We start from the raw sequence: 22929 nt of genomic DNA, 5'->3' as shown, positions 1-22929 counted from the left end.
TGGGCGGGATGGCGAACAGCCCCGAAATGCGAGCATCCGACTCCGACCGCGACCGGGTGGCAGCCATCCTTCGCGAGCACACTGCGCAGGGCCGCATCACGATGGAGGAGTTCAACGAGCGGCTCGAAGACCTCTACAAGAGCAAGACCTACGGTGAGCTCGCCAAGCTGACGGCCGACCTGCCCGACGTGGACCTGCGCAACCGGCCCGCCAAGACGGCCAAGGCCATCGAGAGCAAAGACGGCATGCATTCGGGCATGAAGGCCGCCTGGGGCGCCTGGGCCATGGCCAGCGGGATCAACTGGGTCATCTGGTTGATCGTCAACCTGTCGTCGTCCGGCGACGTCTATCCGTGGCCGCTGTGGGTGATGGGGCCGTGGGGCGTGATTTTGCTGGTGAGCACCATTTTCGGCAGCAATCAGCCGAAGAAAAAGTAGGACATTGTGCATTAGTGCACTGTGTGGATTCGTGCGCAGAACGGATAAGCGCGACTTCCTAACGTGAGCGGTGTCGGGAAACACGACTCACGGAGGAAATCTCATGCGCAAGGTCCTCGCAGCTGCCGCCCTCGCCGGTTCGATCGCCGTCACCGGCCTCGCCGTCGCCGCCCCCGCCGCCCAGGCGGCCACCGCGACCCAGACCGCCGCCTCGACGGCGACGTCGATGGGCAACTGGGGCAAGTACTACTCCAGCAACCACAAGGCCTACACCTACGGCAAGACCTGGAAGCAGAACGGCAAGGTCTACACGAAGTGGTACGGCAAGGAGTTCACCGCGAAGCACGGCTACGTGTGGTTCAACTACTACTCCGGCGGTAGCTGGCACAAGTTCTACCGCCAGTGGGACGGGTCGTACAGCGAGACCTGGTCCAAGCACGGGATCAAGAAGCTCTACACCTACACCTGCTGGGGCGGCAAGTTCTCCTACTGCGGCTCCCCGCACCGCATCTACTAGTCCGCCCATGGTCGCGAGGCACCGCACTGCCCTGTGAGCCCTATCCCCTGGAAGGCCCGCCGAGTTCTCTCCCTCGGCGGGCCTTCCGCTGTGCGCCTTGGGCCCGATGATCCTGGGGTACACTATTACGTGGTTGTGTCAGGACACCTGGCACGCGTTTCGCGTTTTGGAGTCAGGTGTCGTACACTCCTTAGTCGGCTCACTATGACTATCACGCGTCGGCGGTCTTTGCTGACCGTCGCTCTCTTCGAAGCGTGAAGGTCGCGGCTGCGTAGTGAACCGGAGCCTCAGACGACCGATCAGTGAAACGCGAGGAATTTTGGCCAAGAAAGACGGCGCCATCGAGATCGAGGGCACTGTGGTTGAGTCGCTCCCGAACGCCATGTTCCGGGTGCAGCTCGACAACGGCCATAAGGTCCTGGCCCACATCAGCGGACGGATGCGGATGCACTACATCCGGATCCTTCCTGACGACCGGGTAGTCGTTGAACTGAGCCCCTACGACCTGAGTCGTGGGCGGATCGTCTACCGATACAAGTAAGACGTCTGAGGAACACGAAGGACAATGAAGGTAAAGCCGAGCGTCAAGAAGATCTGCGACAAGTGCAAGGTGATCCGCCGGCACGGTCGCGTCATGGTGATCTGCGACAACCTGCGCCACAAGCAGCGCCAGGGCTAGTCGCCGCAAGGCTTCTCCGAGTCCGCCCCGCGAGGGAGCGGGCTCGACGCATGAGGAGCCTGCAACGAGAAATAGCGTTTCACACCTGAGCAGGCGGGGTTCCGAACCGCTCAGGAGACCCCCGGTCGGAGGCCGGGGCCCTCACCCCGGGCATGGGGAGGGGTAGTGAGGCGCAAGACCTCCGCCACAACGAAGGAGAATGCCCGACCATGGCTCGCCTGGTTGGCGTCGACCTCCCCCGCGAGAAGCGGCTGGAGATCGCTCTCACCTACATTTACGGAATCGGCCGCACCCGCGCCCAGGAGATCCTCCAGGCCACGGGTGTCAGCGGCGACCTCCGCGTGCACCAGCTCTCCGACAACGAGCTCGTCCCGATGCGTGACTACATCGAGGCGAACTTCAAGATCGAGGGTGACCTGCGCCGCGAGGTCCAGGCCGACATTCGTCGCAAGATCGAAATCGGTTGCTACCAGGGCATCAGGCACCGCAAGGGCCTGCCGGTCCACGGTCAGCGCACGCAGACCAACGCGCGCACCCGCAAGGGCAAGAAGAAGACCGTCGCCGGCAAGAAGAAGCCCGGTAAGAAGTAGTCCACGCAGCCGCGGGACCGAAGACCTCAGGAGTAATGGCAAACAATGCCTCCTAAGAGCCGCCAGGGCGCGCCGAAGAAGGTGCGCCGCAAGGAAAAGAAGAACGTCGCTCACGGGCACGCCCACATCAAGAGCACGTTCAACAACACGATCGTTTCGATCACCGATCCCAGCGGGAACGTGATCTCCTGGGCCAGCGCCGGCCACGTGGGTTTCAAGGGCTCCCGTAAGTCCACCCCGTTCGCCGCTCAGATGGCCGCGGAAAACGCCGCTCGCCGCGCCATGGAGCACGGCATGCGCAAGGTCGACGTCTTCGTCAAGGGTCCCGGCTCCGGTCGTGAGACCGCGATCCGCTCGCTGCAGGCCACCGGCCTCGAAGTGGGTTCGATCCAGGACGTCACCCCGGTTCCGCACAACGGCTGCCGTCCGCCGAAGCGCCGCCGCGTCTGAATCCCAGGAGATAGAGAGAAATGGCTCGTTACACGGGCGCGGACTGCAAGCTCTGCCGTCGAGAGAAGACCAAGCTCTTCCTCAAGGGCAGCAAGTGCGAGTCCGCCAAGTGCCCCATCGAGATCCGTCCTTACCCGCCGGGTGAGCACGGTCGCGGACGTCCCAAGGAGTCCGAGTACCAGCTTCAGCTTCGTGAGAAGCAGAAGACCCGCCGCATCTATGGCGTCCTCGAGAAGCAGTTCCGCAACTACTACGAGGAGGCCGCGGGCAAGAGCGGCAAGTCGGGTGAGGTGCTGCTCCAGATCCTGGAGACCCGTCTCGACAACGTCGTCTACCGCGCCGGGTTCGCGCAGTCGCGTGACGCCGCTCGCCAGCAGGTGCGCCACGGCCACATCCTGGTGAACGGCAAGAAGGTGGACATCCCGTCCTACCGCGTTCGCGAGCACGACATCATCGAGGTCCGCGAGAACAAGCGCAACCTGCTGCCCTACGAGGTCGCTCGGGCGACCGCGGGCGAGCGCACCGTTCCCGCGTGGCTCGGCGTCGTGCCGGACAAGCTCCGCGTCCTGGTTCACCAGCTGCCGGTTCGCCAGCAGATCGACACCCAGGTGCAAGAGCAGCTCATCGTCGAGTACTACTCGAAGTGAGCCTTGGTCGAGGTGCGGATTTCCGCACCTCGACTACGCTTTATATCGGAGTGGCGTCATATAGCGGGCGCCACACGAAAAAAGGGGAGACCCACACATGCTGATCGCTCAGCGCCCGACTCTTCTCGAAGAGTCGATCGACGACACCCGGTCCCGATTCGTCATCGAGCCGCTGGAGCCGGGCTTCGGGTACACCATCGGCAACTCGCTGCGCCGCACGCTGCTGTCGTCCATTCCGGGCGCGGCCGTGACGAGCATCCGCATCGAGGGCGTGCTGCACGAGTTCTCGACCGTTCCCGGGGTCAAGGAAGACGTCACCGACATCATCCTCAACCTCAAGGAACTGGTCGTCTCCTCCGAGCACGACGAGCCGGTCGTGATGTACCTGCGCAAGCAGGGCCCGGGTGAGGTCACCGCCGCCGACATCGCGCCGCCGGCCGGTGTCGAGGTGCACAACCCCGAGCTGCGCATCGCCACGCTCAACGGCAAGGCGAAGCTGGAGATGGAGCTGACCGTCGAGCGCGGTCGCGGCTACGTCTCCGCCGCTCAGAACAAGCAGCCGGGTCAGGAGATCGGCCGGATTCCGATCGACTCGATCTACTCCCCGGTGCTCAAGGTCACCTACAAGGTCGAGGCGACCCGAGTCGAGCAGCGTACCGACTTCGACCGCCTCATCCTCGACGTCGAGACCAAGCCGGCCATGAAGCCCCGCGACGCGGTGGCCTCCGCCGGTAAGACCCTCGTCGAGCTCTTCGGCCTTGCCCGCGAGCTCAACGTCGAGGCCGAGGGCATCGACATCGGCCCGTCGCCGACCGACGCCGCTCTGGCCGCCGACCTCGCGCTGCCGATCGAGGAGCTCAACCTCACCGTCCGGTCCTACAACTGCCTCAAGCGCGAGGGCATCCACACCGTGGGTGAGCTCGTCGCGCGCAGCGAGCAGGACCTGCTCGACATCCGCAACTTCGGCGCGAAGTCGATCGAAGAGGTCAAGCAGAAGCTGCACGAGATGTCGCTGGCGCTCAAGGACTCCCCGCCCGGGTTCGACCCGAGCGCGGTGGCCGGGGGCGGCTACGACGACGACGACAGCGCGTACGTCGAGACCGAGCAGTACTAGACACATCCCGCGTGATCGTCTCCGCGCCTTTCGGAGGGCTGAGGTCCTTGGGGGAGGAGAGGAGCGGCGAGAGGTCGCCGCTCCTCGGTCTCCGGGGAAGCTCTCGGGGCGTGGGGGTGTGCGGGTGAAAGTAACGGTGTCGCGCGTTCGCGGCGCCGGCCCGACTCCGGTACCTGATACGGCCGGGGCGGGTTAATCCACAAGGAGAGATGACATGCCCAAGCCCACCAAGGGTGCACGTCTTGGCGGCAGCCCGGCGCACGAGCGGCTGATCCTGGCCAACCTGGCCACCGATCTGTTCCGCTACGGCAAGATCCGTACGACGGTCACGAAGGCCAAGCGCCTGCGTCCGCTGGCGGAGCGCCTGATCACCAAGGCGAAGAAGGGCGACATCCACAACCGTCGCCAGGTCCTGACCGTCGTCAAGGACAAGGGCGTCGTGCACCACCTCTTCACCGAGCTCGCGACGACGTTCGCCGAGCGTCCCGGTGGCTACACCCGTATCACCAAGGTCGGCCCGCGTAAGGGCGACAACGCCCCGATGGCGGTCATCGAGCTGGTGACCGAGCCGCTGAACGCGGTCACCACCCGCCGCACCGAGGCTCCGGCCGCCGCCGCGGCGCCCGCGCCGGCTGCGGAGGAGACCGAGGCGCCCAAGGCTGAGGAGGCCGCGGAGGCTCCTGAGGCCGCGGTCGAGGAGGCTCCGGCCGTCGAGGCCGAGGCGAAGAAGGACGAGGCCTGATCTCGGGCTGAAGAATTCGGGCCCGGACCCCCACGGGGGTTCGGGCCCTTTTCGGTTAAGGAGGATCATCGTGGTACGGCTCCGCCTCGACCTCGCCTACGACGGGACCGACTTCTCCGGGTGGGCCAGGCAACCCGGACGGCGCACGGTCCAGGGCGAGATCGAGCAGGCGCTCGGCCGGATCCTGCGCCTCGGCGAGCCTGCCATGTTGACCGTGGCCGGGCGTACCGACGCCGGAGTGCATGCCCGCGGCCAGGTCGCCCACGTGGACGTGCCCGACGGGTCGCTGGCCGAACTGGACGGGAACCGAGGGCCGCTGAGCGTGGATGAGCGGCTCTCTGCGCTCGTGCGACGGCTGGGCGGGGTCATGACACCCGATGTGCGTATTTATCGGGTCTCAGTGGCTCCTGAGGGCTTTGACGCCCGATTCTCGGCCAGCTTCCGGCGGTACGCGTACCGGGTGAGCGACGCCGTCGGCGGCGTCGACCCGCTGCGCCGGCACGAGGTGGTCTGGCACAACCGGCCCCTGGACCTGGCCGCGCTCAATGCGGCGGCGGCGCGGCTGATCGGTGAGCACGACTTCGCGGCCTTCTGCAAGAAGCGCGAAGGGGCCACCACGATCAGGGAGCTCCAGCGGCTGGAGTGGGTACGGGAGCCGGACGGCGTCCTGGTGGCCACCGTCGTGGCCGACGCGTTCTGCCACTCGATGGTGCGGGCGCTGGTCGGCTCCCTGCTTGCGGTCGGTGACGGGCGGCGGCCGGTGGAGTGGCCTGGGGAGGTGCTGACCCGCGCTGCACGGGACTCTGGCGTGCACGTGGCTCCCGCCCGCGGGCTGTGCCTGGAAGAGGTCGGCTACCCGCCGGAGCCTGAGCTCGCCGCGCGGGCCGAGGCCACGAGGCGGGTACGGATGTTGTCACCCCTTGGTGGCGCGGCGCTCGAGGACGAGTGAGAGCTGGTCGCGGAACGCGCCGCTGACCTTCGGCAGCGCCTTCTCCTTGGCCGCCGGGGTGTGACCGTCGGCATGGGTGGCGTAGCTGAAGACGATGTAGCGGCCCCACACCAGACCGGCCGCGTAGCCGCCGGCTATGTGCACCCGCTCCCCGCCTGACCCGTCCGCTCCGGGCAGGGGCCGGAACCAGACGTTCTTGCCGAGGTCCTTCTCCTGGTCGACGGCCGTGGCCGCGTCCTTGGTCGGGAGCACGGCGATACCCGTGGTGACGGCGTAGCGGCGCTTGTTGTCGACGTATGTGGCGCGTAGGACGCGGCTGCACTTCTGTTCCTTCAGCGCCTCGGCGAAGGCGCCACTGGCGGCCTTGTCGCAGGTCGTCTCCACGCTGGCCTTGACCCTGGTGAACGTGGTGCCCGCCGCGCTGACCTTCTTCTTCGGGAACGCCTCCGACAGCGACAACTTCTGCGGGTCGGTCTGCTCGGAATTGAGCACGGATGCGCCGGGCGGCTCGGAGGGCGTGACCGCCGGCTCTTCGGCGGGTGGCGTGGATGGAGCGGCGCTGCCGGGGGCGGCGGCCGTGGTGGGGGTGGGGTTGCTGACGGCCTGCCAGGCGAAGAAGCCGCCGGTGGCCACCCCGGCCAGGGCCAGCGCGCCCAGCGTCACCAGGAGGGCTCGTTTGCTCGTGCCTTGGGCGGCCGGCGGCGGGGGCGGGGTCTGGAACGGCGGTTGTTTGAACGCTCCAGGCGGGAAGGCCGGGCCGCTGCCTTGGGGCTGCGTGGGCAGGTCGAGCGCGGTCGAAGGCCTCTGGCCCCAGGCCTCCCGGGAGAATGGCAGGTCCGGGAGTTTCTGGGTGACGGGAGAGTGCGGCGGCCAGACCGGTACGTCACCGGGCTCGGCGGGGCGGGCGGTTGCCGGGGTCGGGGCGTTGGGGTCGAACCCGTGGGCGGTGGCAGGGTGGGGCTGGTCCCGCTTGGCCGCCTTGGGGTCGAAGAACTGGCCCGGGAGCCCGGTCCCGTCGGAGGACGGTCGGGTGGTGTCCTCGCGGGCGATGGGGCGGGTGTCCTCGCGCTCCGGGGCGATGGGCGCGGCGAGGGGGACGGTGGTCCGCTGCTGGGTGGTCCCCTGCGGTGCGCCCTGGTCCGGCGTGCCTGTCTCCGGTGCGTCGTCGTGTGGCGTGCTGTGAGCTTCCCTCGGTGCGGTCTGTCCCTCCGTGACGCGTGCCTGCGGAGGGGTCACCTGAGGAGCGGTCGCCGGGAAGGGGATCGTCTGAGGGGCGATTGTCTGAGGAGCGGATGGCTGCGCACTGCCCGGCTCAGCGGCGCCAGGGAGTCCGCTGCCCGGCTGATCGGGTTGCTGCTGGGCGGCTTCCCGTCGTGCGGCCTCGGGGTCGAAGTAGTGGGCCGGTCGGGTGACGCCGTCCGGCTCGGTGGCGTTGGGGTCGAAGGCGGCGGGGGTGTCCGGCTCGTCGGCGTCCGGCTCGGCCACCAGCTCGCCCGTGGCGGCCGGCCACGGCGGCAAGGCGTGCGGGTCCGAGACGGGGCCCGGCCACACCGGCATGCCGGCGGCCGCGGCGGTGAACGCGGGCGGCGGCTCCCACGGCGGCGCGCCCGGCACCACCGGCTCGATCGGCCAGGCCGGCGCCTTCGCGGACCAGGGGGCGGTGGGTGGGTCGGCCGTCGGCGGGTGACCGGGGCGGGGATCGGTGTCGGTGTGGTCGGCGAACCAGTCGTAGGGCGCGGCGTCGTCGCCGGGCACCTCCCACGGCTGCGCGTCCTCACGTATCGGCCCGGGCAGCTCGGGCGGAGGTCCCTTGATCAGGGGGACGACGGACAGCGTCTCGTCGTCCGCCTCCTCGAAAGGCGCGAACGCCGGTGGAGCGTCTCCCCCGTTGGTCTGGCCGAAGCTCGGCGGTGGCGTCGCAGGTCTGGCCGAGCCGGCGGCCTCCCTGTGATCGTGCTCGGACCCGGGTTCCTGACCACGCATAGGGCGAGCCTAGCGAGAGTAGCGAGATCGTTATGTCGGTATGAGGGTTCCCAGAAGCATCGGGCATCCCGTTTGGGTGCTTAAGGCCTGCAAAGCCGGGTTACGTCAGCGGGCTGCCGGTCAGCGTACGGTTGTCCAGGGCCTTGAACACGGTGGCCTGGGTGATGTCATCGATGGCCTGGAAAAGCCGCTTCGAGCCCTTCTTGTCGGGCTTCGTGCCGTCCTTGTTCTGGAACCAGACCATGATCGCGTAGTGGCCGTGCGTCCAGATCTTGGCGCCGCCGCTGCCCGAGCCGAGGAACTTGGTGACACTGTCCTTACCCGACAGCGGTTTCACGTAGTTCTTCTCGTCGCCGCTCTTGGCCACCTTGCCCGCGGTCTTGCTGGTCGTGAGGTTGGCCACGCCGACCGTGCCGATCACCTTGCCGTCCTTGTCGCGGAAGCTGGCCCGGACGAGCTGGTTGCACTTGCCGTCCTTGAGCGCCTTCTGCAGCTTGTCGCCCAGGGCGCCGTCAGTGCACTTCTTGTCCTTGCTGGTGATCGTCATCTCGTAGCCCCGGCCGGAGACCGTGAGCTTCTTCTTCGAACCGAAGATCTCCTTGAGCGTGATCGCCTCGGGGTCCGTGGTACGGGACTCCGCGAAGCCGTACTTGCCGGGCGGAGGCGACGGCAGCGGCGCTGACGTCCGGCGGGCGGTGGCGGTCTCGGCGGTGCTGGGGCCGCCGGCGTTCCACATCACCGCGATGCCCCCGCCGAGCAGCCCGAGCACCAGCACGCCGCCGATCGTGAACCAGAGCGGCGCGCGCGAGCGGGGGCCCTCGTCGTACGGGCTCCAGCCGATCCTGCTCTGCGGCGCCTTCTCGGCCTCGCCGGCAGGCCCTTCCTTGCGAGAGGCCGGCTCTTCCTTGCGAGAGGCCGGCTCTTCCTTGCGGGAACGGGAGCGGGAGCGGCGCGAGGTGGGGGCCGTCTCCTCCTGAGGTGCGGCCGGCTCCTGTGGAGCGCCTCCCGTGCCGGGAGCCTGCGGGGCGCCTCCGAAGCCGCCACCCTGCGGGGCGCCTCCGAAACCGCCACCCTGCGGAGGGCCCCCGAAACCGCCACCCTGCGGGGCGCCGCCCGCTCCGTTCGCCGGCGGGGCGCCTCTCATGCCGTCGGCCTGCGGGGCGCCTCCCATGCCGGACCACGGCGGTGGGTTGCCCATCCCGTAGGGGGCGCTGCCCGTGCCGTTTTCACGTTCCTCGGGAAAAGCCATGCGGCGACATTACCGTGATGAGCGTCATTGGGTTCCGAAGTCCTGAGTCCACCATGGGCCGTTCGGGCCGGAGGCGACGCCGACGCCGATGGCCTTCAACCGGCAGTTCAGGAGGTTCTTGCGGTGGTCGGGGCTGGCGAGCCACCCTTGCACCGCCTCGTTGGGGCTGCTGTATCCGGCGCCGATGTTCTCGGCGGCGCCGTAGCGGTATCCGGCGCGCTCCATGCGGTCCCACGGGGAGGCGCCGTCGGGGGAGTTGTGCGTGAGCTGCCCCATCCTGGCCATCTCCAGCGAGTGCGTACGCGCCGAGCGCATGAGCCCTTGGTCGACCCTGAGCGGCCCGCAGCCGTGCTGGGACCTGGCCCTGTTGGTGAGGGAAACGACCTTGGACGCCATGCCGGGGATCACCGCGACGGACGGCTGCTCACCGGTGAACGTCTGGGTGGGGTCGTCCTGGGAGTCGTAGCCGGGGATCTGGCCGTCGGACGTCCTGCCGGTGGGCTTCGGGGTGCCCGCGCCACGCGGGACCTTCTTGGTCGTGACCTCTCGTGGCATGCTCTCCAGCTGCTGCAGCGCCTTCTTCGCCGTGGTCGGCGCGGGGTTGGCCGTGGCGGCGGCGGGCGGGGCGGTCCCGTTGAGGTAGATGTGCGGGTTCGGCTCGGAGTCGTCGGTCAGCCGGCCGATCAGCACGCCGGTGAACAAGACCGCCGCCATGAGGCAGGTCAACACACCCAGATGACTCCGGCGCCGAGCGCCCCGCTGGGTTGGCCGGGTGTGAGAGTTCTGCCGCATACCGCTGACAACGATAGAGATGTCGGGTCCTGGGAAAGAAGGGGTCCCAGGGAAACGAAATCGAACCGTTCTGCGGTCGGGTAGACTCGTGCGAGGTTACCGGTCTTTTGACCAGCACGCCTGTGGGCGGGTAGCCTAATCGTTCGTTGTGTGCATAGGTCCAGCGCGACCAATGCGCGGCGCGTCCGGCGTCATCTCCCGTAGCGAGGAGACGGAAGGTCCGGGCTGCCGTGTGCCCGCACCGACCGACCAATGTAGCTGTCGCATCCGACAGCGCCGAAGACGCGAGCATAAAGAAGGCTACGACCGTGCGCACGTACTCACCGAAGCCCGCCGACGTCCAGCGTCAGTGGTACGTCATCGACGCGACCGATGTCGTGCTGGGCCGGCTGGCCAGCCACGTCGCGACCCTGCTCCGCGGCAAGCACAAGCCGATCTTCGCCAACCACGTCGACACCGGTGACTTCGTCATCGTCATCAACGCGGACAAGATCGTGCTGAGCGGCAACAAGCTTGAGCAGAAGAAGGCTTACCGCCACTCGGGCTACCCGGGCGGTCTGCGTTCCGTCTCGTACGGCGAGCTCATGGAGAAGCGGCCGGACAAGGCCGTCGAGAAGGCCGTCAAGGGCATGTTGCCCAAGAACTCCCTCGGCCGGAAGATGATCAAGAAGCTGAAGGTCTACGCGGGTTCCGAGCACCCGCACCAGGCCCAGCAGCCGGTGCCGTTCCAGATCACCCAGATCGCCCAGTAGTAGTTCGAAAGAGTTAGAGGAGAACCGTGGCTGAGCCCACCGGTGTCGAGACGGCCGTCGAGGCCGAGCTGGAGGAAATCTCCAGCGAGGACTTCCCGTCCGAGTACACCACTGAGTCCGCCGCCAGCGCCGAGGCGCCCGTGCGTAAGCCCGTCACGACGGGCAACTCGTACGGCACCGGCCGCCGCAAGGAGGCGATCGCCCGCGTGCGCATCGTCCCCGGCACCGGCAAGTGGACGATCAACGGTCGTTCGCTGGACGCCTACTTCCCGAACAAGGTCCACCAGCAGATCGTCAACGAGCCCTTCGTGGTGCTCGGCGCCGAGGAGGCGTTCGACGTCATCGCGCGCATCGACGGCGGCGGCGTGACCGGCCAGGCCGGCGCGCTGCGCATGGGCCTGTCCCGCGCCCTGGCGATCCTGGACGTCGAAGTCAACCGCCCGCCGCTGAAGAAGGCCGGCTTCCTCACCCGTGACGCCCGCGCCACGGAGCGGAAGAAGTACGGCCTCAAGAAGGCCCGTAAGGCTCCGCAGTACAGCAAGCGCTAACGTTGGCGCGCCTTTTCGGCACCGACGGGGTACGCGGGGTCGCAGGCCGCGACCTCACGGCCGAGCTCGCCATGGACCTGTCCGTGGCAGCGGCCCACGTCCTCGGCGATGCAGGCGCGTTCGCCGCCACCGGACGCCGTCCGGTGGCGGTCGTAGGCCGGGACCCGCGTGCCTCGGGAGAGTTTCTCGAGGCCGCCGTGGTCGCCGGCCTTGCGGCGTCCGGAGTGGATGTGCTGCGCCTCGGCGTGCTGCCCACCCCGGCCGTCGCCCACCTCACGGCCGCGCTCGGCGCCGACCTCGGCGTCATGTTGTCGGCGTCGCACAACCCGGCGCCGGACAACGGCATCAAGTTCCTGGCCCGTGGCGGCTTCAAGCTGTCCGACGCGGTCGAGGACGAGATCGAGCGCAGGCTCGGCGAGGAGTGGAGCTTCCCGATCGGCTCCGGCGTGGGCCGGGTACGGGACGCGTACGGCGAGGCCGACCGCTACATCTCGCACGTGCTGACCACGATGAGCGCCGCACTCGACGGCCTCAACGTCGTGATCGACTGCGCTCACGGGGCCGCTCACATGGTGGCTCCCGAGGCGCTGGTCCGCGCGGGCGCCAGGGTCGAGGCCATCGGCGCCCGGCCGGACGGCCTCAACATCAACGCCAGCCACGGCTCCACTCACTTGGACAAGCTCCAGCAGGTGGTCATCTCGCGCGGGGCGGACCTGGGCGTGGCCTACGACGGCGACGCCGACCGCTGCCTGGCGGTCGACCACACGGGCGCGATCATCGACGGCGACCACATCATGGCCATCCTCGCGGCCGCCATGCACGGCGAAGGGTTACTGGCCAAGGACACCGTGGTCGCGACCGTCATGTCCAACCTGGGCTTCAAGCTGGCGATGCGCGAGGCGGGCATCACCGTGGTGGAGACCGCGGTGGGCGACCGCTACGTGCTCGAACGCATGAAGTCCGACGGCTACAACCTGGGCGGCGAGCAGTCGGGCCACGTCATCATGCTGGACCACGCCACCACCGGCGACGGCCTGCTCACCTCGCTCCACCTGCTGGGCGTGGTGGCCAAGTCAGGCGTGCCGCTGAAGGAGCTGGCCTCGGTGATGACGCCGCTGCCGCAGATCCTGATCAACGTCAAGGACGTGGACAAGGGCAAGGCGTCCGTGCCCGAGCTCGCCGAAGCGGTTGCTCTGGCCGAGGCGGAGCTGGGTGAGACGGGCCGGGTCCTGATCCGGCCGAGCGGCACCGAGCCCATGATCCGCGTCATGGTCGAGGCCGCGTCGGAGGAGCACGCCACCCAGGTGGCGGGCCACCTCGCGGACGTGGTCCGCAAGGCCTGCGCTTCCTGATCGGGTACGGCACGTTTGACGTGCCGTACCCGATTTTTTTATTCGTCGCCCGTGAGTGAGAAGGCCCGCAGGCGCTGGCCTGCCCAGAAGACGCCGCCGACCGTCACGATGATCAGGGCCGGGACGGCGAAGCTCAGCGTGACGTCGGCCCGGAAGAACGGCGAGGCCGAGATCTGGTCGGCGATCGTCGTGCCCCAGTGCTGAATCGAGAACTTCCGCGCCCCCGTGATGACATTGCCCACCACGGTCTCCCACACCAAGGCGTAGATTACGCCGATCGTGACCGCGTGCCGGGTGACGATGCCCAGCAGCAGGAAGACGGCGGCGTAGGCGATGCCGGCCACCAGGGCGCCCAGCGCGAAGCCAGCGGCGATGCCGTCCTCGTTGCTGACCAGGAGCCAGGCCGCGAAGTACGTCGGCACGGCGCCGAACAAGACCAGTACCGAGGCCGCCACCAGGAACTTCGTCTGGACGATCAGCGGGCGAGAGATCGGCTTGGACATCAGGTGGATGATGGTGCCGTCGTCGATCTCCGGGGCGATGACGCCGGTGCCCGCGATCACGCCGAGCAGCGGCAGCACGGTGCCGATGGCGAATTTCGACAGCACGACGGCCGTGTCCTGGTCGCCCTCGCCGAGCAGGCGGAACAACACGGCCATGCTGACGAGGGCCAGGGGCAGCAGGAGCAGCAGGATGATCCGGCGGCGGCCCAGCAAGGCGCGGTACGTAATCCCCGCAACCACTGTGTTCATTCAGGTGCTCCGGTTGATCAGGTAGGAGAAGACGCTTTCCAGGTCCTCGTCGGCTGGGGAGACCTGGTGCAGGCGTACGCCTTCCGCCTGGGCCAGCTTGGGCAGGAGGCGGGCGAAGCGGCGGAACTCGGTCGCCTGGACCTCCAAGCCGTCGGGGCGGAGGGTGATGCCTCCGGCCGAGTGGTCGCGGATGAGTGCGGCGGCGAGTTTCCTGTCGTCGCTCGAACGGATCAAGAACAGGTGGGGCCGGTCCGTCATCAGCCGCCTGATCTCGCGGAAGTTGCCCGACGCCGCGTGCCGCCCCGCCACCAGGACCTCGATGTGCTGGGCGACCCGCTCCACCTCCTCCAGGATGTGGGAGCTGAACAGGATGGTCTTGCCGGCCGTGCCCATCGCGCGGATCAGGTCCATCAGGTGGAGGCGCTGGCGCGGGTCCATGCCGTTGAACGGCTCGTCGAGCAGGAGCACCGGGGGGTCGTGGACGAGCGCCGCGGCCACCTTGACGCGCTGGCGCATGCCCTTCGAGTACGTCTCCACGCGGCGGTCCTTCGGCTCCTCCATCTCCACCGTGGCCAGCGCCTTGCGGGCGGCCTCGACCGGGTCGGGCAGCCCGTGCAGGCGGGCGGCCGAGAGTACGAACTGCCAGCCGGTCAGGAAGCCATACACACCTTCCCGTTCCGGGACTAGGCCGATATTTCGGTAGATGTGGTGGTTCTTCCAGGCCTTGCTGCCGTCCAGCGTCACCGTGCCGCCGGACGGCGACAGGAAGCCGGCCATCATGTGCAGGAGCGTCGACTTGCCCGCGCCGTTCGGGCCGAGCAGGCCCGTCACGCCCGGGCCGATCGTCATCGTCACGTCGTTGACCGCCACCACGTTGCCGTACCAGCGGGACACCTGCGAGAGCTCGATCTTCATCGCGAGGCCGCCTTCCTGTAACGCAGCGCGAGGGCGGCCAGGCCGAGGCCGAGCAGCACCACGAGGATGGCCGCAGGGGCAGGGCCGCTGGGATAGGTGCCCTCGAGGGCGTGCGACGGGGTGCCGAACAACCAGGACTGTACAGAGTCGACCAGCCAGAACGGGTTCAGCAACCACGCCCAGGCGGCGCCCTCCTCGTTGCCGGACTCGGCCAAGATGCCGTAGACCATCGGGACCGCCGCCGACGACAGCAGGTAGACGACGATCACCGAGGCCACGCCGAGTCCGCGCCTCGGCGTGAACGAGGCCAGCGCCAACCCGATCACCGACAGCAGCAGCGCCAGCACCACGGCCATGACCAGGGCGCCAGCGTACTCGCCTGTGGCTGGCGGGCCGGGCATGTCCACGACCAGCTCGCCCACGTAGATCAGCGTGAGGGGCACCGCGACCAGCAGGAACAGCGCCACGGTCATTGCGGCGACCTTGGCGGCGACGTACTCGGTGATCGAGACCGGACGCGACAGGTAGAGCGGCAGGACGCGGAAGCGCAGGTCGGGGGCGACGACGGTGGGGGCCTGCGAGGCCAGGAAGATCGCCACCACGGGCTGCATGGCGACCGCGAATCCGCTGTAGGGGATGCCGCGCTGCTGGAGCAGGGCCATCATGGCGATGTTCACCACGGCAGGCAGCAGCATGATGGTGAACAGGGCGAACGGAATGATCTTGCTGCGGGCCGGGCGGCCCAGACCGAAGACGCCACGCAGGCTGTGCACGGCCAGCGCCCTGGTCGAGTAGCCCCGCCCCAGCCGGGGGCCGTCGTAGTGCCGGTAGCCGATGTCGTAGATCTCAGACACCCGCGACCTCCTCCCTGAAGACGTCCTCGATGCGGTGACGCCCCTGCTCCAGGCGGATCAGGCAGAGGTCGAGGTCGGCGGCGGCGTCCCTGATCGCGTCGTACGTCTCGGGCCCCTCCACCTTGACCACCAGCATGCGGCCCTGCTGCGAGACCGTCTGCCCGGCCTCGGCCAGGCGGGCCGCGAGCGGATCCATGCCCTCGTCGACCTCCACCGTGACGGTCTGCGTGGCCTGCGTGAACTCGCCGATGGCCGAGGAGCGCAGCAGCCGCCCGGCGTCGATGACGATCACGTGGTCGCAGATGCGCTCGAGCTCGCCCAGCAGGTGCGAGGTGACCAGGACGCTGATGCCGAACTCGGTGCCGATGCGCCTGATCAGCATGAGCATCTCGTCGCGGCCGCGCGGGTCGAGCCCGTTGGTCGGCTCGTCGAGGAAGATCAGCTTGGGGTCGTGGACGAGGGCCTGGGCCAGCTTGACCCGCTGCTTCATGCCCGTGGAGTAACCGCCGATGGGCCGGTAGCGCTCTTCGGCCAGGCCGACGTGGCGCAGCACGTCGGCGGCGCGCTCGCGGGCGGCCGTACGCGGCAGCCCGGACATCTGTGCGAGGTGGACGACTAACTCGGTGGCGGAGACGTCGGGCGGCAGGCATTCGTGCTCCGGCATGTAGCCGACGAGCCTGCGGATCTCGGCGCCCTGGGCGGTGACGTCCAGATCGAGCACGCGCGCCGCGCCGCCGGTGGGCGGCAGCAGGCCGAGCAGGATCTTGATCAGCGTCGACTTGCCGGCGCCGTTGGCCCCTACCAGACCGGTGACTCCGGGTCCCACGGTGACCGATAGCTGGTCGACCGCGGTGACGGTGGGGAACCGTTTGGTCAGCCCCTCGGTGGCGAGGATGTGCATGTGCCGGACCCTACCTGGGCGGTCAGGGCCGTGGCCTCGGTCATAGGGATGAACGTCGTCCTACTTGAGGCCAGAATCTGCGCTGGACCGCGAGCGTCGCCGTGCCCGAAAGGATCATTCCGGCGATGTTGACCGCGAGTTGCCCGACCGAAGTGCCGACCTCCAGCCAGTGGCCCAGCGCCAGGGCCACGGCCACATAGCCGGCCGCGGGCACCGTGGTGACCGAGATGAAGACGCCGACCAGGGCCGACGACTTGCCTGCCGTGATCGACAGCACACCGGCCGCGCCGGCCAGCAGCGCCACGATGAACGACCATTTGTCGGGCTTGACGATGAACTGCACCTCCGCGTTCGTCCAGAGGTTGGCGTCCCCGATCCAGCCGAACCACGTGGACACGAGCGCGCACGCGAAGGTGATCGCGATGGCCACCGCGAACCCCACGGCCAGGGTATTGAGCGAGGTCGTGATCAGGCCCCACCGGCGTTGCAGCAGGCCGAAGCAGATGGCCGCGACCGCGCCGAACTCCGGCCCGAGCACCATCGCGCCGACGATCAGAATGGGCGAGTTCTGCAGGATGCCGATGCCGGCGATCTGCGTGGCGACGGCGAGGAAGGCCAGGTACGCCCACGTGATGCGGGAGTCGGCGGAGACGCGTTGCGCCAGCTCCTCCCAGATCACCGCGTCGTCGGGCTCGCCCGGCGCCTCCTCGACGGCCTCCTCCGCGGCCTTCGACAGCGACAGATCGACCCGCTCGATGGCGATGGAGCCCTCGTTCTCCAGCCACTTGAGCCGGCCGATCACCTCGTTCGCCGACTCCCTGGCCGCGTCGCAGAAGACCACATCGCCCTTCGGCTCGCGGGCGGCGCCGGGCAGGACGACGATGTTGGTGACGCCGGGGCAGTCCTCCAACACCGCCGTCACCTCATCGGTGCGCGCGGGCGGGCTGATCAGTCGCAGATGTAGCACTCGCCCATTGTTGTCCATCGAACGTTGACATCGGTTTGATGCGCGTATCCGAGGCGCTCAGGTTCGGCGAAGCCGCACCCGCCGGACCGAGTGGTCGGCGCCCTTCTGCAGCACGAGGTCGGCGCGGCCCCTCGTGGGGGCGATGTTCTCGACCAGGTTGCGCTCGTTGATGTCGCGCCAGACGTTGACCGCGAAGGTGGTGGCCTCGTCGTAGGACATATCCGCGATGTGCCGGAAGTACGACTTCGGGTCCTCGAAGGCCGTCCGGCGGAGCTTGTGGAAACGTTCGACGTACCAGGTGCGGATGTCCTCGACCTTGGCGTCGACATAGATGGAGAAGTCGAAGTAGTCGTTGACGGCGAGGGAGGTGGGTGGGGCGGGCTGGAGGACGTTGAGGCCCTCGATGATCAGGATGTCAGGACTTTTCACGGTCTGGGTGGTGCCGGGGACGATGTCGTACTCGAGGTGGCTGTACACAGGGGCGTGGATCTCCGCCGCGCCGGCCTTCACCTCCGCTACGAACCTGACCAGCGCCCGCCGGTCGTAGCTCTCCGGGAAGCCCTTGCGATGCATGATCCCCTTGGCCTCCAGCACCGCGTTCGGGTAGAGGAAGCTGTCGGTGGTGATCAGCTCCACGTGCGGGTGCTCGGGCCAGCGGGCCAGCAGCGTGTGCAGCAGCCGCGCCGTCGTCGACTTGCCCACCGCGACGCTGCCCGCCAAGCCCAGGATGTAGGGGACACGCTGCTCGGGATGTCCGAGGAACGCGCTCAGCACGCTGCTGCGTCGCTTGGATCCGGTGAAGTGCAGGTTGAGCAGCCGGGTCAGCGGGAGATAGATGTCGGTGACTTCGTTGAGATCGATGGGGTCGTCGACGCCGCGCAGCTCTTCCAGCTCTCCTGCGGTGAGAGTCAAGGGCGTGTTCTTGCGGAGCTCGCTCCACCGCTCCCTGCTCAGTTCCACGTAGCCGTTATTCACCTAGGCAGCGTAGCGATCGTCGGCAAACCGGCCGTCGGGCGGGGTGTGTCCACAAGCTGTGGATAAAGACGTGGGATTACCGAGATTCAGTTCGGGGAAAGGGATACCGTCTCAGATTGTGCATCGTCGACGCTTCCTCTCCCATGTGGTGGCCGGCATCGCCGGTCCCTTCGCCGGCGTCGCGTGCGCAGGAGCGCAGGGTGGGGCCAAGGCGGCGCCCGGCGCGTACGGGCCGCTGCGTCCCGTACGCGACCTGCGGGACGGCAAGGTGCGGCTGCACCTGCCCGAGGGGTTCAAATACCGCTCGTTCAGCGCCGCGGGCGAGAAGTTCAGCGACGGGTCGGCCGTGCCGGGCCGGCACGACGGCATGGCGGCCTTCTCCGGTCCCGGCGGCAGCACGATCCTGATCCGCAACCATGAGGTCAACGGGCCCGTCGGCGCGTTCGGCGACAAGGACAGGGCCTACGACCCGATGGCCGGCGGCGGCACGTCGACCCTGCGGGTCACTCGCTACGGCGAGGTGATCAAGAGTGGGCCGTCGCTGAACGGCACGATGATGAACTGCTCGGGCGGTCCCATGGCGTGGCGCGCCTGGGTGAGCTGCGAGGAGACGGTCAACGGCCCCGACGTGGCCGACGACTTCTCCGGCGGCGACAACTCCAGGCTGACCGAGAAGCACGGCTACATCTTCGAGGTCCCGGTCGGCCGCGCGGCCACGGCCAGGCCGATCAGGTCGGCGGGGCGCTTCCCGCACGAGTCGGCGGCCTTCGACCCGTCGACGGGCGCGATTTACCTGACCGAGGACAACTTCGGCTTTCCCTCCGGGTTCTACCGGTATCTGCCGCCGAAGCACCCGGTCCTGGCCGGGAAGCTGCTCGACGGCGGCCGGCTGCAGATGCTCGCCGTCAAGGGCGCCAAGCGCAAGGACCTGTCGCTGGGGCAGGAGCCTGGAGCCGCGTACACGACCGTGTGGGTGGACATCGGCGACCCCGACCCCGACTTCCGCGGCAAGCCGTCCAACGACGAGGTCGTGCAGGCCGTCGGCCGCCAGGGCCGGGCCCAGGGGGCGGCGATCTTCTCCAGGCTGGAGGGCGCGGTCTTCCACCAGGGGACGGTCTACTTCGTCTCCACGCAGGGCGGCGACACCGATCCCGCCGACCCGCCGCCGTCGGGGTTCGGCAAGGGCCGGGGGCAGGTGTGGGGGTACGAGACGTGGAGCGGCCGGCTCAAGCTCGTCTACGAGTCGCCGCGCTCCACGGCGCTCGACCTGCCCGACAACGTGACGGTCAGCAGACGCGGCACGCTGGTGTTGTGCGAGGACGGCGAGGGCGCCAACTACCTGCGCGGACTCACCAGGTCGGGGCAGATCTTCGACTTCTGCCGTCTGGAGCCGATCAGTGGCGACCCGGGCGCCGAGTTCGCGGGCTCCACGTTCGGGCCGGGCGGCCACACGCTGTACGTCAACGTTCAGGCCAAACAGGGCAGATCCATCGCGATCTGGGGCCCGTGGGAGCGCGGACTGTTTTGAGTAACCTGGGACGGTGATCCTGGGCATCGGCGTGGACGTCGTGGACATCGCCCGCTTCGAGGCGGCGCTCGAACGTACGCCGCAGCTGCGCGAGCGGCTGTTCACCGACCTCGAGCGGCCGCTCCCGGTGCACTCGCTGGCCGCCAGGTTCGCCGCCAAGGAAGCCGTCGCCAAGGCGCTCGGCGCGCCCAAGGGGCTGGGGCACCTGGAGGCGGAGGTGCGCTGCGACGAGCTGGGCAAGCCGGAGTTGCGGGTCACCGGCAAGGCCGCAGAGGTCGCCTACGACCTCGGGGTCAAGCGCTGGCACGTGTCGCTCAGCCACGACGCGGGGGTGGCCGTGGCCTATGTGATCGCGGAGGGATAGCTTCGGATCATGCGCACTGCCTACACCGCCGACCAGATCCGGGCCGCCGAGCAGGTGCTCATGGCGAAGCTGCCGCCGGGCACGCTCATGCAGCGGGCCGCCGCCGGGCTCGCCGCCGTCTGCGCCGACCTGCTCGGCAGCGTCTACGGCAAACGCGTCGTGCTCCTCGTCGGCAGCGGCGACAACGGCGGCGACGCGCTCTACGCCGGTGAGCGCCTGGCCAGGCGCGGGGCGTGGGTGGGCGCCATCCTGGCCGGGTCCAGGACGCACCAGGCGGGCCTGGCGGCGTTTCAGGAGGGCGGCGGGCGAGTGGTCGACCTGGCGGCGCTCGACCGGGCCGACCTGATCGTCGACGGGCTCGTCGGGATCGGGGCGAGCGGGGGGCTGCGGGAGCCGTACCGTGAGCTTGTCCAGGAGGCGAACGCGGCCCGCGGCCCGATCGTCGCGGTGGACGTGCCGAGCGGTGTCGACGCGAGCACCGGGCAGGTGCAGGGGACGGCCGTGCGCGCCCGGGTGACCGTCACCATGGGCGCCTACAAGACGGGACTGCTCGTCGATCCCGGAGCCGACTGCGCGGGGAGGGTCGAGCTGGTGGACATCGGGCTCGGGTCCTATCTGCCCGACCCCGACGTGGCCGCGCTCACCGACGGCGATGTGGACGTCCTACTGCCGCGCCCGGGCAAGGAGTCGGACAAATACCGCAGGGGCGTGCTGGGCGTCGCGGCCGGAAGCGATCTGTACACGGGCGCCGCGGTGCTCGCCGTGGGCGGGGCGCTGCGTGCCGGGGCGGGCATGGTGCGCTACGCCGGGCCGGCCGCCCCCGTGGCGCAGGTGCGCGCGCACTGGCCGGAGGCGGTGATCACCCAGCTGGAGCGGCCTTCGATCGATGACGTCGGGCGGGTGCAGGCCTGGGTGCTCGGGCCGGGACTCGGCACCGACGACTGGGCGCACGAGCTGGCGACCAGGGTGCTCGAGTCGCAGGTGCCGGTGCTGATCGATGCCGACGCGCTGACGCTGGTGGCCAGGGAACGCTCGCTGCTGTTCCGCAGCGCGCCGGTGCTGATCACGCCGCACGCCGGGGAGCTGGCCAGGCTGATCCGGGCCGACCGCGACGACATCGAGGCCGCCAGGCTGGAGCACACCCGCCGGGCGGCCGCCGAGCTGGGCGTGACCGTGCTGCTCAAGGGGTCGACCACGATGATCGCCGAGGACTCCAGGCCGGTACGCGTCAACGGCACCGGCACGTCCTGGCTGGCCACCGGCGGCACCGGCGACGTGCTGTCCGGCGTGGCGGGCGCGCTGCTCGCCCAAGGGCTGAGCTGCTACGACGCCGCGGCCTGTGCGGCATACCTGCACGGGCTGGCCGGCCGCCTGGCCGCCGACGGCGCCCCGCTCGCGGCGGCCGACGTCGCTACGGCGATCCCGGCGGCCATGCGAGCGGTGAGCACCGACAACACCTGACGGGCCGCACGGCGTGCCCGTGCCGGGCAGGGCGGCTTGCCCGGCGCGTGCGTTCTGCGGGCGGGGCGGCTTGCCCGGCTCATGCGTTCTGCGGGCGGGGCGGCTTGCCCGGCTCATGCGTTCTGCGGGCGGGGCGGCTTGTGCCCGGCGCATGCGATCTGCGGGCGAGGCGGGGTGATGTGGGGCGAAAGTCCCGGGGCAGCGGCGTGAGCGGTGCGAATCGCGCTCGACCACACGTCTGAGCTGCCACACTAGAAGGATGTACTCCTCGATGGCCACGCCCGCGCAGGCACGGGTGGACTTGGCCGCGATCAGACACAACGTGGCCCTGCTCAAGGAGCGGGCGGCCGGCACCGAGCTGATGGGCGCCGTCAAGGCGGACGCCTACGGACATGGCCTGGTGCCGTGCTCCGCGGCCGTGCTGGAGGGGGGCGCGAGCCGGCTCGGCACCGCGTTCGTCAGGGAGGCGCTGGAGTTGCGCGCGGGCGGTGTGACCGCGCCGATCCTGGCCTGGCTCATCACGCCGGGCGAGCCGCTCGATGAGGCGCTGGCGCAGGACGTCGAGCTGTCGGCCGCCGACGAGCGGCTGCTCGACGAGATCGCCGCCGCCGCCCGGCGCACGGGACGCACCGCGAAGCTGCACCTGGAGGCCGACACCGGCATGAGCAGGGGCGGCTCGCCGCTCGCCACCTGGCCGCCGTTGCTGGCCAGGGCTCTGGAGCTGCGGGCCGAGGGCGTCATCGAGATCGTCGGCCTCTGGTCCCACTTCGCCTGCGCCGACATCCCCGGTCACCCGTCGATCCAGCAGCAGCTGGAGGCGTTCGAGGCCGCGCTGAAGCTGGCCGAGCAGGCAGGCGCGGCCGGCTCCCACGTGATCAGGCACATCTCCAACTCCGCCGCCATCGTGACGCTCCCCGAAGCCCGCTACGACCTGGTCAGGTCCGGCATCGCGATGTACGGCCTGAGCCCGATCCCCGAGCTGGGCGACTTCGGCCTCCGGCCGGCCATGACGCTCACCGCTCAGGTCGGGCTGGTCAAGCGGGTCCCTGAGGGCTCGGGGGTGTCCTACGCGCACCTCTACGTCACCGACCGCGAGACCACGCTCGGACTCGTCCCGCTCGGCTACGCCGACGGCATACTCAGGCACGCCACGGGCAGGGCCGAGGTGCTGGCGGGCGGCCGCCGCAGGCTGATCGCCGGCCGGGTGTGCATGGACCAGTTCATGATCGACATGGGTGACGACCCGCTCGCGGCGGGCGAGGAGGTCGTGCTGTTCGGCCCCGGTGACGGGGGCGAGCCGACCGCTCAGGAGTGGGCGGATACGCTCGGCACGATCACGCATGAAATCGTGACGAGGATCGGCTCGCGAGTGCCGCGGGTTTACCAGGGTCGGGCATAAGAAGGATCGGGG

The 22929-nt window shown here is 69.1% G+C and carries 26 protein-coding genes; 17 read left to right on the top strand and 9 right to left on the bottom strand.

Annotated elements, in window-relative coordinates:
- Positions 1-8 precede the first annotated feature (8 nt).
- From ACTWQA_RS24485 to truA, 10 genes are all read left to right on the top strand, one after another.
- Entirely contained in the window at positions 9-437 is a 429-nt protein-coding gene (locus ACTWQA_RS24485; protein ID WP_443161438.1) for a DUF1707 SHOCT-like domain-containing protein, read from the top strand.
- A gap of 103 nt (positions 438-540) precedes the next feature.
- Entirely contained in the window at positions 541-954 is a 414-nt protein-coding gene (locus tag ACTWQA_RS24480) for a hypothetical protein (protein WP_443161437.1), read from the top strand.
- Positions 955-1273: 319 nt separating this feature from the next.
- Positions 1274-1495, top strand: coding sequence for a translation initiation factor IF-1 (gene infA / locus ACTWQA_RS24475; protein WP_012887858.1), 222 nt, complete (start codon positions 1274-1276; stop codon positions 1493-1495).
- A gap of 24 nt (positions 1496-1519) precedes the next feature.
- A complete protein-coding gene (gene rpmJ, locus ACTWQA_RS24470) occupies positions 1520-1633 on the top strand; it encodes a 50S ribosomal protein L36 (protein ID WP_003956441.1) in 114 nt (37 codons plus the stop codon).
- 209 nt (positions 1634-1842) lie between these two features.
- Entirely contained in the window at positions 1843-2223 is a 381-nt protein-coding gene (gene rpsM / locus ACTWQA_RS24465) for a 30S ribosomal protein S13 (RefSeq protein WP_253768386.1), read from the top strand.
- A 45-nt stretch (positions 2224-2268) separates the two neighbouring features.
- Entirely contained in the window at positions 2269-2673 is a 405-nt protein-coding gene (gene rpsK / locus ACTWQA_RS24460) for a 30S ribosomal protein S11 (RefSeq protein WP_012887860.1), read from the top strand.
- 20 nt (positions 2674-2693) lie between these two features.
- A complete protein-coding gene (rpsD, locus tag ACTWQA_RS24455; protein ID WP_127939604.1) occupies positions 2694-3320 on the top strand; it encodes a 30S ribosomal protein S4 in 627 nt (208 codons plus the stop codon).
- Between the two features lie 97 nt (positions 3321-3417).
- On the top strand, positions 3418-4434 hold the full coding sequence (locus ACTWQA_RS24450; RefSeq protein ID WP_103960866.1) for a DNA-directed RNA polymerase subunit alpha: 1017 nt from the start codon (positions 3418-3420) through the stop codon (positions 4432-4434).
- 214 nt (positions 4435-4648) lie between these two features.
- Positions 4649-5176: a 50S ribosomal protein L17 gene (gene rplQ / locus ACTWQA_RS24445; protein WP_443161436.1), complete on the top strand. Its 528-nt coding sequence runs from the start codon at positions 4649-4651 to the stop codon at positions 5174-5176.
- 70 nt (positions 5177-5246) lie between these two features.
- Complete coding sequence (gene truA, locus ACTWQA_RS24440) at positions 5247-6125, top strand: tRNA pseudouridine(38-40) synthase TruA (RefSeq protein ID WP_443161435.1); 879 nt, start codon at positions 5247-5249, stop codon at positions 6123-6125.
- On the opposite strand, the gene ACTWQA_RS24435 is transcribed toward truA, so the two are convergent.
- The 3 genes from ACTWQA_RS24435 to ACTWQA_RS24425 all read right to left on the bottom strand — a co-directional run bounded on the left by ACTWQA_RS24435 (position 6090) and on the right by ACTWQA_RS24425 (position 10071).
- Positions 6090-8108 (bottom strand): hypothetical protein, encoded by a 2019-nt coding sequence (locus tag ACTWQA_RS24435; protein ID WP_443161434.1) that lies wholly within the window; start codon positions 8106-8108, stop codon positions 6090-6092. The two genes, truA and ACTWQA_RS24435, sit on opposite strands and share 36 nt — an antisense overlap.
- 100 nt (positions 8109-8208) lie before the next feature.
- Entirely contained in the window at positions 8209-9357 is a 1149-nt protein-coding gene (locus ACTWQA_RS24430; RefSeq protein ID WP_443161433.1) for a hypothetical protein, read from the bottom strand.
- A 24-nt stretch (positions 9358-9381) separates the two neighbouring features.
- On the bottom strand, positions 9382-10071 hold the full coding sequence (locus tag ACTWQA_RS24425) for a CAP domain-containing protein (protein ID WP_443161432.1): 690 nt from the start codon (positions 10069-10071) through the stop codon (positions 9382-9384).
- Positions 10072-10457: 386 nt separating this feature from the next.
- On the opposite strand from ACTWQA_RS24425, the gene rplM reads away from it, so the two are divergent.
- The 3 genes from rplM to glmM are packed head-to-tail and all read left to right on the top strand — an operon-like array spanning position 10458 to position 12801.
- Positions 10458-10901 (top strand): 50S ribosomal protein L13, encoded by a 444-nt coding sequence (rplM, locus tag ACTWQA_RS24420; RefSeq protein WP_305924424.1) that lies wholly within the window; start codon positions 10458-10460, stop codon positions 10899-10901.
- Positions 10902-10927: 26 nt separating this feature from the next.
- A complete protein-coding gene (rpsI, locus tag ACTWQA_RS24415; RefSeq protein WP_443161431.1) occupies positions 10928-11449 on the top strand; it encodes a 30S ribosomal protein S9 in 522 nt (173 codons plus the stop codon).
- Between the two features lie 2 nt (positions 11450-11451).
- Positions 11452-12801, top strand: coding sequence for a phosphoglucosamine mutase (gene glmM / locus ACTWQA_RS24410; protein WP_327585740.1), 1350 nt, complete (start codon positions 11452-11454; stop codon positions 12799-12801).
- A gap of 38 nt (positions 12802-12839) precedes the next feature.
- Here the strand turns inward: glmM and ACTWQA_RS24405 are convergent, their stop codons facing one another.
- From ACTWQA_RS24405 to coaA, 6 genes are read right to left on the bottom strand one after another with little or no spacing between them, the layout of a single operon-like run.
- Positions 12840-13553, bottom strand: coding sequence for an ABC transporter permease subunit (locus tag ACTWQA_RS24405; RefSeq protein WP_327585739.1), 714 nt, complete (start codon positions 13551-13553; stop codon positions 12840-12842).
- Complete coding sequence (locus ACTWQA_RS24400) at positions 13554-14468, bottom strand: ABC transporter ATP-binding protein (RefSeq protein ID WP_443161430.1); 915 nt, start codon at positions 14466-14468, stop codon at positions 13554-13556.
- Positions 14465-15322: an ABC transporter permease gene (locus tag ACTWQA_RS24395; RefSeq protein ID WP_443161429.1), complete on the bottom strand. Its 858-nt coding sequence runs from the start codon at positions 15320-15322 to the stop codon at positions 14465-14467. Before ACTWQA_RS24395 ends, ACTWQA_RS24400 begins: the two co-directional genes overlap by 4 nt.
- Entirely contained in the window at positions 15315-16223 is a 909-nt protein-coding gene (locus ACTWQA_RS24390) for an ABC transporter ATP-binding protein (RefSeq protein WP_443161428.1), read from the bottom strand. Before ACTWQA_RS24390 ends, ACTWQA_RS24395 begins: the two co-directional genes overlap by 8 nt.
- A 40-nt stretch (positions 16224-16263) precedes the next feature.
- On the bottom strand, positions 16264-17190 hold the full coding sequence (locus ACTWQA_RS24385; RefSeq protein WP_443161427.1) for a DUF389 domain-containing protein: 927 nt from the start codon (positions 17188-17190) through the stop codon (positions 16264-16266).
- A 57-nt stretch (positions 17191-17247) separates the two neighbouring features.
- The gene (coaA, locus tag ACTWQA_RS24380; RefSeq protein ID WP_443161447.1) at positions 17248-18150 is read right to left on the bottom strand and encodes a type I pantothenate kinase; all 903 of its coding nucleotides are present in this window, start codon (positions 18148-18150) and stop codon (positions 17248-17250) included.
- A gap of 133 nt (positions 18151-18283) precedes the next feature.
- On the opposite strand from coaA, the gene ACTWQA_RS24375 reads away from it, so the two are divergent.
- The 4 genes from ACTWQA_RS24375 (at position 18284) to alr (ending at position 22917) form a co-directional block, all read left to right on the top strand.
- A complete protein-coding gene (locus ACTWQA_RS24375; protein WP_443161426.1) occupies positions 18284-19693 on the top strand; it encodes an alkaline phosphatase PhoX in 1410 nt (469 codons plus the stop codon).
- 13 nt (positions 19694-19706) lie between these two features.
- The gene (locus tag ACTWQA_RS24370) at positions 19707-20057 is read left to right on the top strand and encodes a holo-ACP synthase (protein ID WP_305924433.1); all 351 of its coding nucleotides are present in this window, start codon (positions 19707-19709) and stop codon (positions 20055-20057) included.
- A gap of 9 nt (positions 20058-20066) precedes the next feature.
- Positions 20067-21518, top strand: coding sequence for an NAD(P)H-hydrate dehydratase (locus tag ACTWQA_RS24365; RefSeq protein ID WP_443161425.1), 1452 nt, complete (start codon positions 20067-20069; stop codon positions 21516-21518).
- A 271-nt stretch (positions 21519-21789) separates the two neighbouring features.
- Positions 21790-22917 carry an alanine racemase gene (gene alr / locus ACTWQA_RS24360; protein WP_443161446.1) on the top strand — a complete coding sequence of 376 codons (1128 nt, stop codon included), beginning with the start codon at positions 21790-21792 and terminating at the stop codon, positions 22915-22917.
- Positions 22918-22929: the final 12 nt, after the last annotated feature.

Source organism: Nonomuraea sp. 10N515B (assembly GCF_052245915.1).
Classification (GTDB): domain Bacteria; phylum Actinomycetota; class Actinomycetes; order Streptosporangiales; family Streptosporangiaceae; genus Nonomuraea.
The sequence above is the reverse complement of the archived record's forward strand: the minus strand, read 5'-3'. Positions and strand labels throughout refer to the sequence as shown.

Coding starts and splice junctions, on each gene's coding strand:
- ACTWQA_RS24485 (WP_443161438.1), top strand. CDS start 9: ATGGCGAACAGCCCCGAAATGCGAGCATCCGACTCCGACCGCGACCGG.
- ACTWQA_RS24480 (WP_443161437.1), top strand. CDS start 541: ATGCGCAAGGTCCTCGCAGCTGCCGCCCTCGCCGGTTCGATCGCCGTC.
- rpmJ (WP_003956441.1), top strand. CDS start 1,520: ATGAAGGTAAAGCCGAGCGTCAAGAAGATCTGCGACAAGTGCAAGGTG.
- rpsM (WP_253768386.1), top strand. CDS start 1,843: ATGGCTCGCCTGGTTGGCGTCGACCTCCCCCGCGAGAAGCGGCTGGAG.
- rpsK (WP_012887860.1), top strand. CDS start 2,269: ATGCCTCCTAAGAGCCGCCAGGGCGCGCCGAAGAAGGTGCGCCGCAAG.
- rpsD (WP_127939604.1), top strand. CDS start 2,694: ATGGCTCGTTACACGGGCGCGGACTGCAAGCTCTGCCGTCGAGAGAAG.
- ACTWQA_RS24450 (WP_103960866.1), top strand. CDS start 3,418: ATGCTGATCGCTCAGCGCCCGACTCTTCTCGAAGAGTCGATCGACGAC.
- rplQ (WP_443161436.1), top strand. CDS start 4,649: ATGCCCAAGCCCACCAAGGGTGCACGTCTTGGCGGCAGCCCGGCGCAC.
- ACTWQA_RS24435 (WP_443161434.1), bottom strand. CDS start 8,108: ATGCGTGGTCAGGAACCCGGGTCCGAGCACGATCACAGGGAGGCCGCC.
- ACTWQA_RS24430 (WP_443161433.1), bottom strand. CDS start 9,357: ATGGCTTTTCCCGAGGAACGTGAAAACGGCACGGGCAGCGCCCCCTAC.
- ACTWQA_RS24425 (WP_443161432.1), bottom strand. CDS start 10,071: ATGGCGGCGGTCTTGTTCACCGGCGTGCTGATCGGCCGGCTGACCGAC.
- ACTWQA_RS24405 (WP_327585739.1), bottom strand. CDS start 13,553: ATGAACACAGTGGTTGCGGGGATTACGTACCGCGCCTTGCTGGGCCGC.
- ACTWQA_RS24400 (WP_443161430.1), bottom strand. CDS start 14,468: ATGAAGATCGAGCTCTCGCAGGTGTCCCGCTGGTACGGCAACGTGGTG.
- ACTWQA_RS24390 (WP_443161428.1), bottom strand. CDS start 16,223: ATGCACATCCTCGCCACCGAGGGGCTGACCAAACGGTTCCCCACCGTC.
- ACTWQA_RS24365 (WP_443161425.1), top strand. CDS start 20,067: ATGCGCACTGCCTACACCGCCGACCAGATCCGGGCCGCCGAGCAGGTG.
- alr (WP_443161446.1), top strand. CDS start 21,790: ATGGCCACGCCCGCGCAGGCACGGGTGGACTTGGCCGCGATCAGACAC.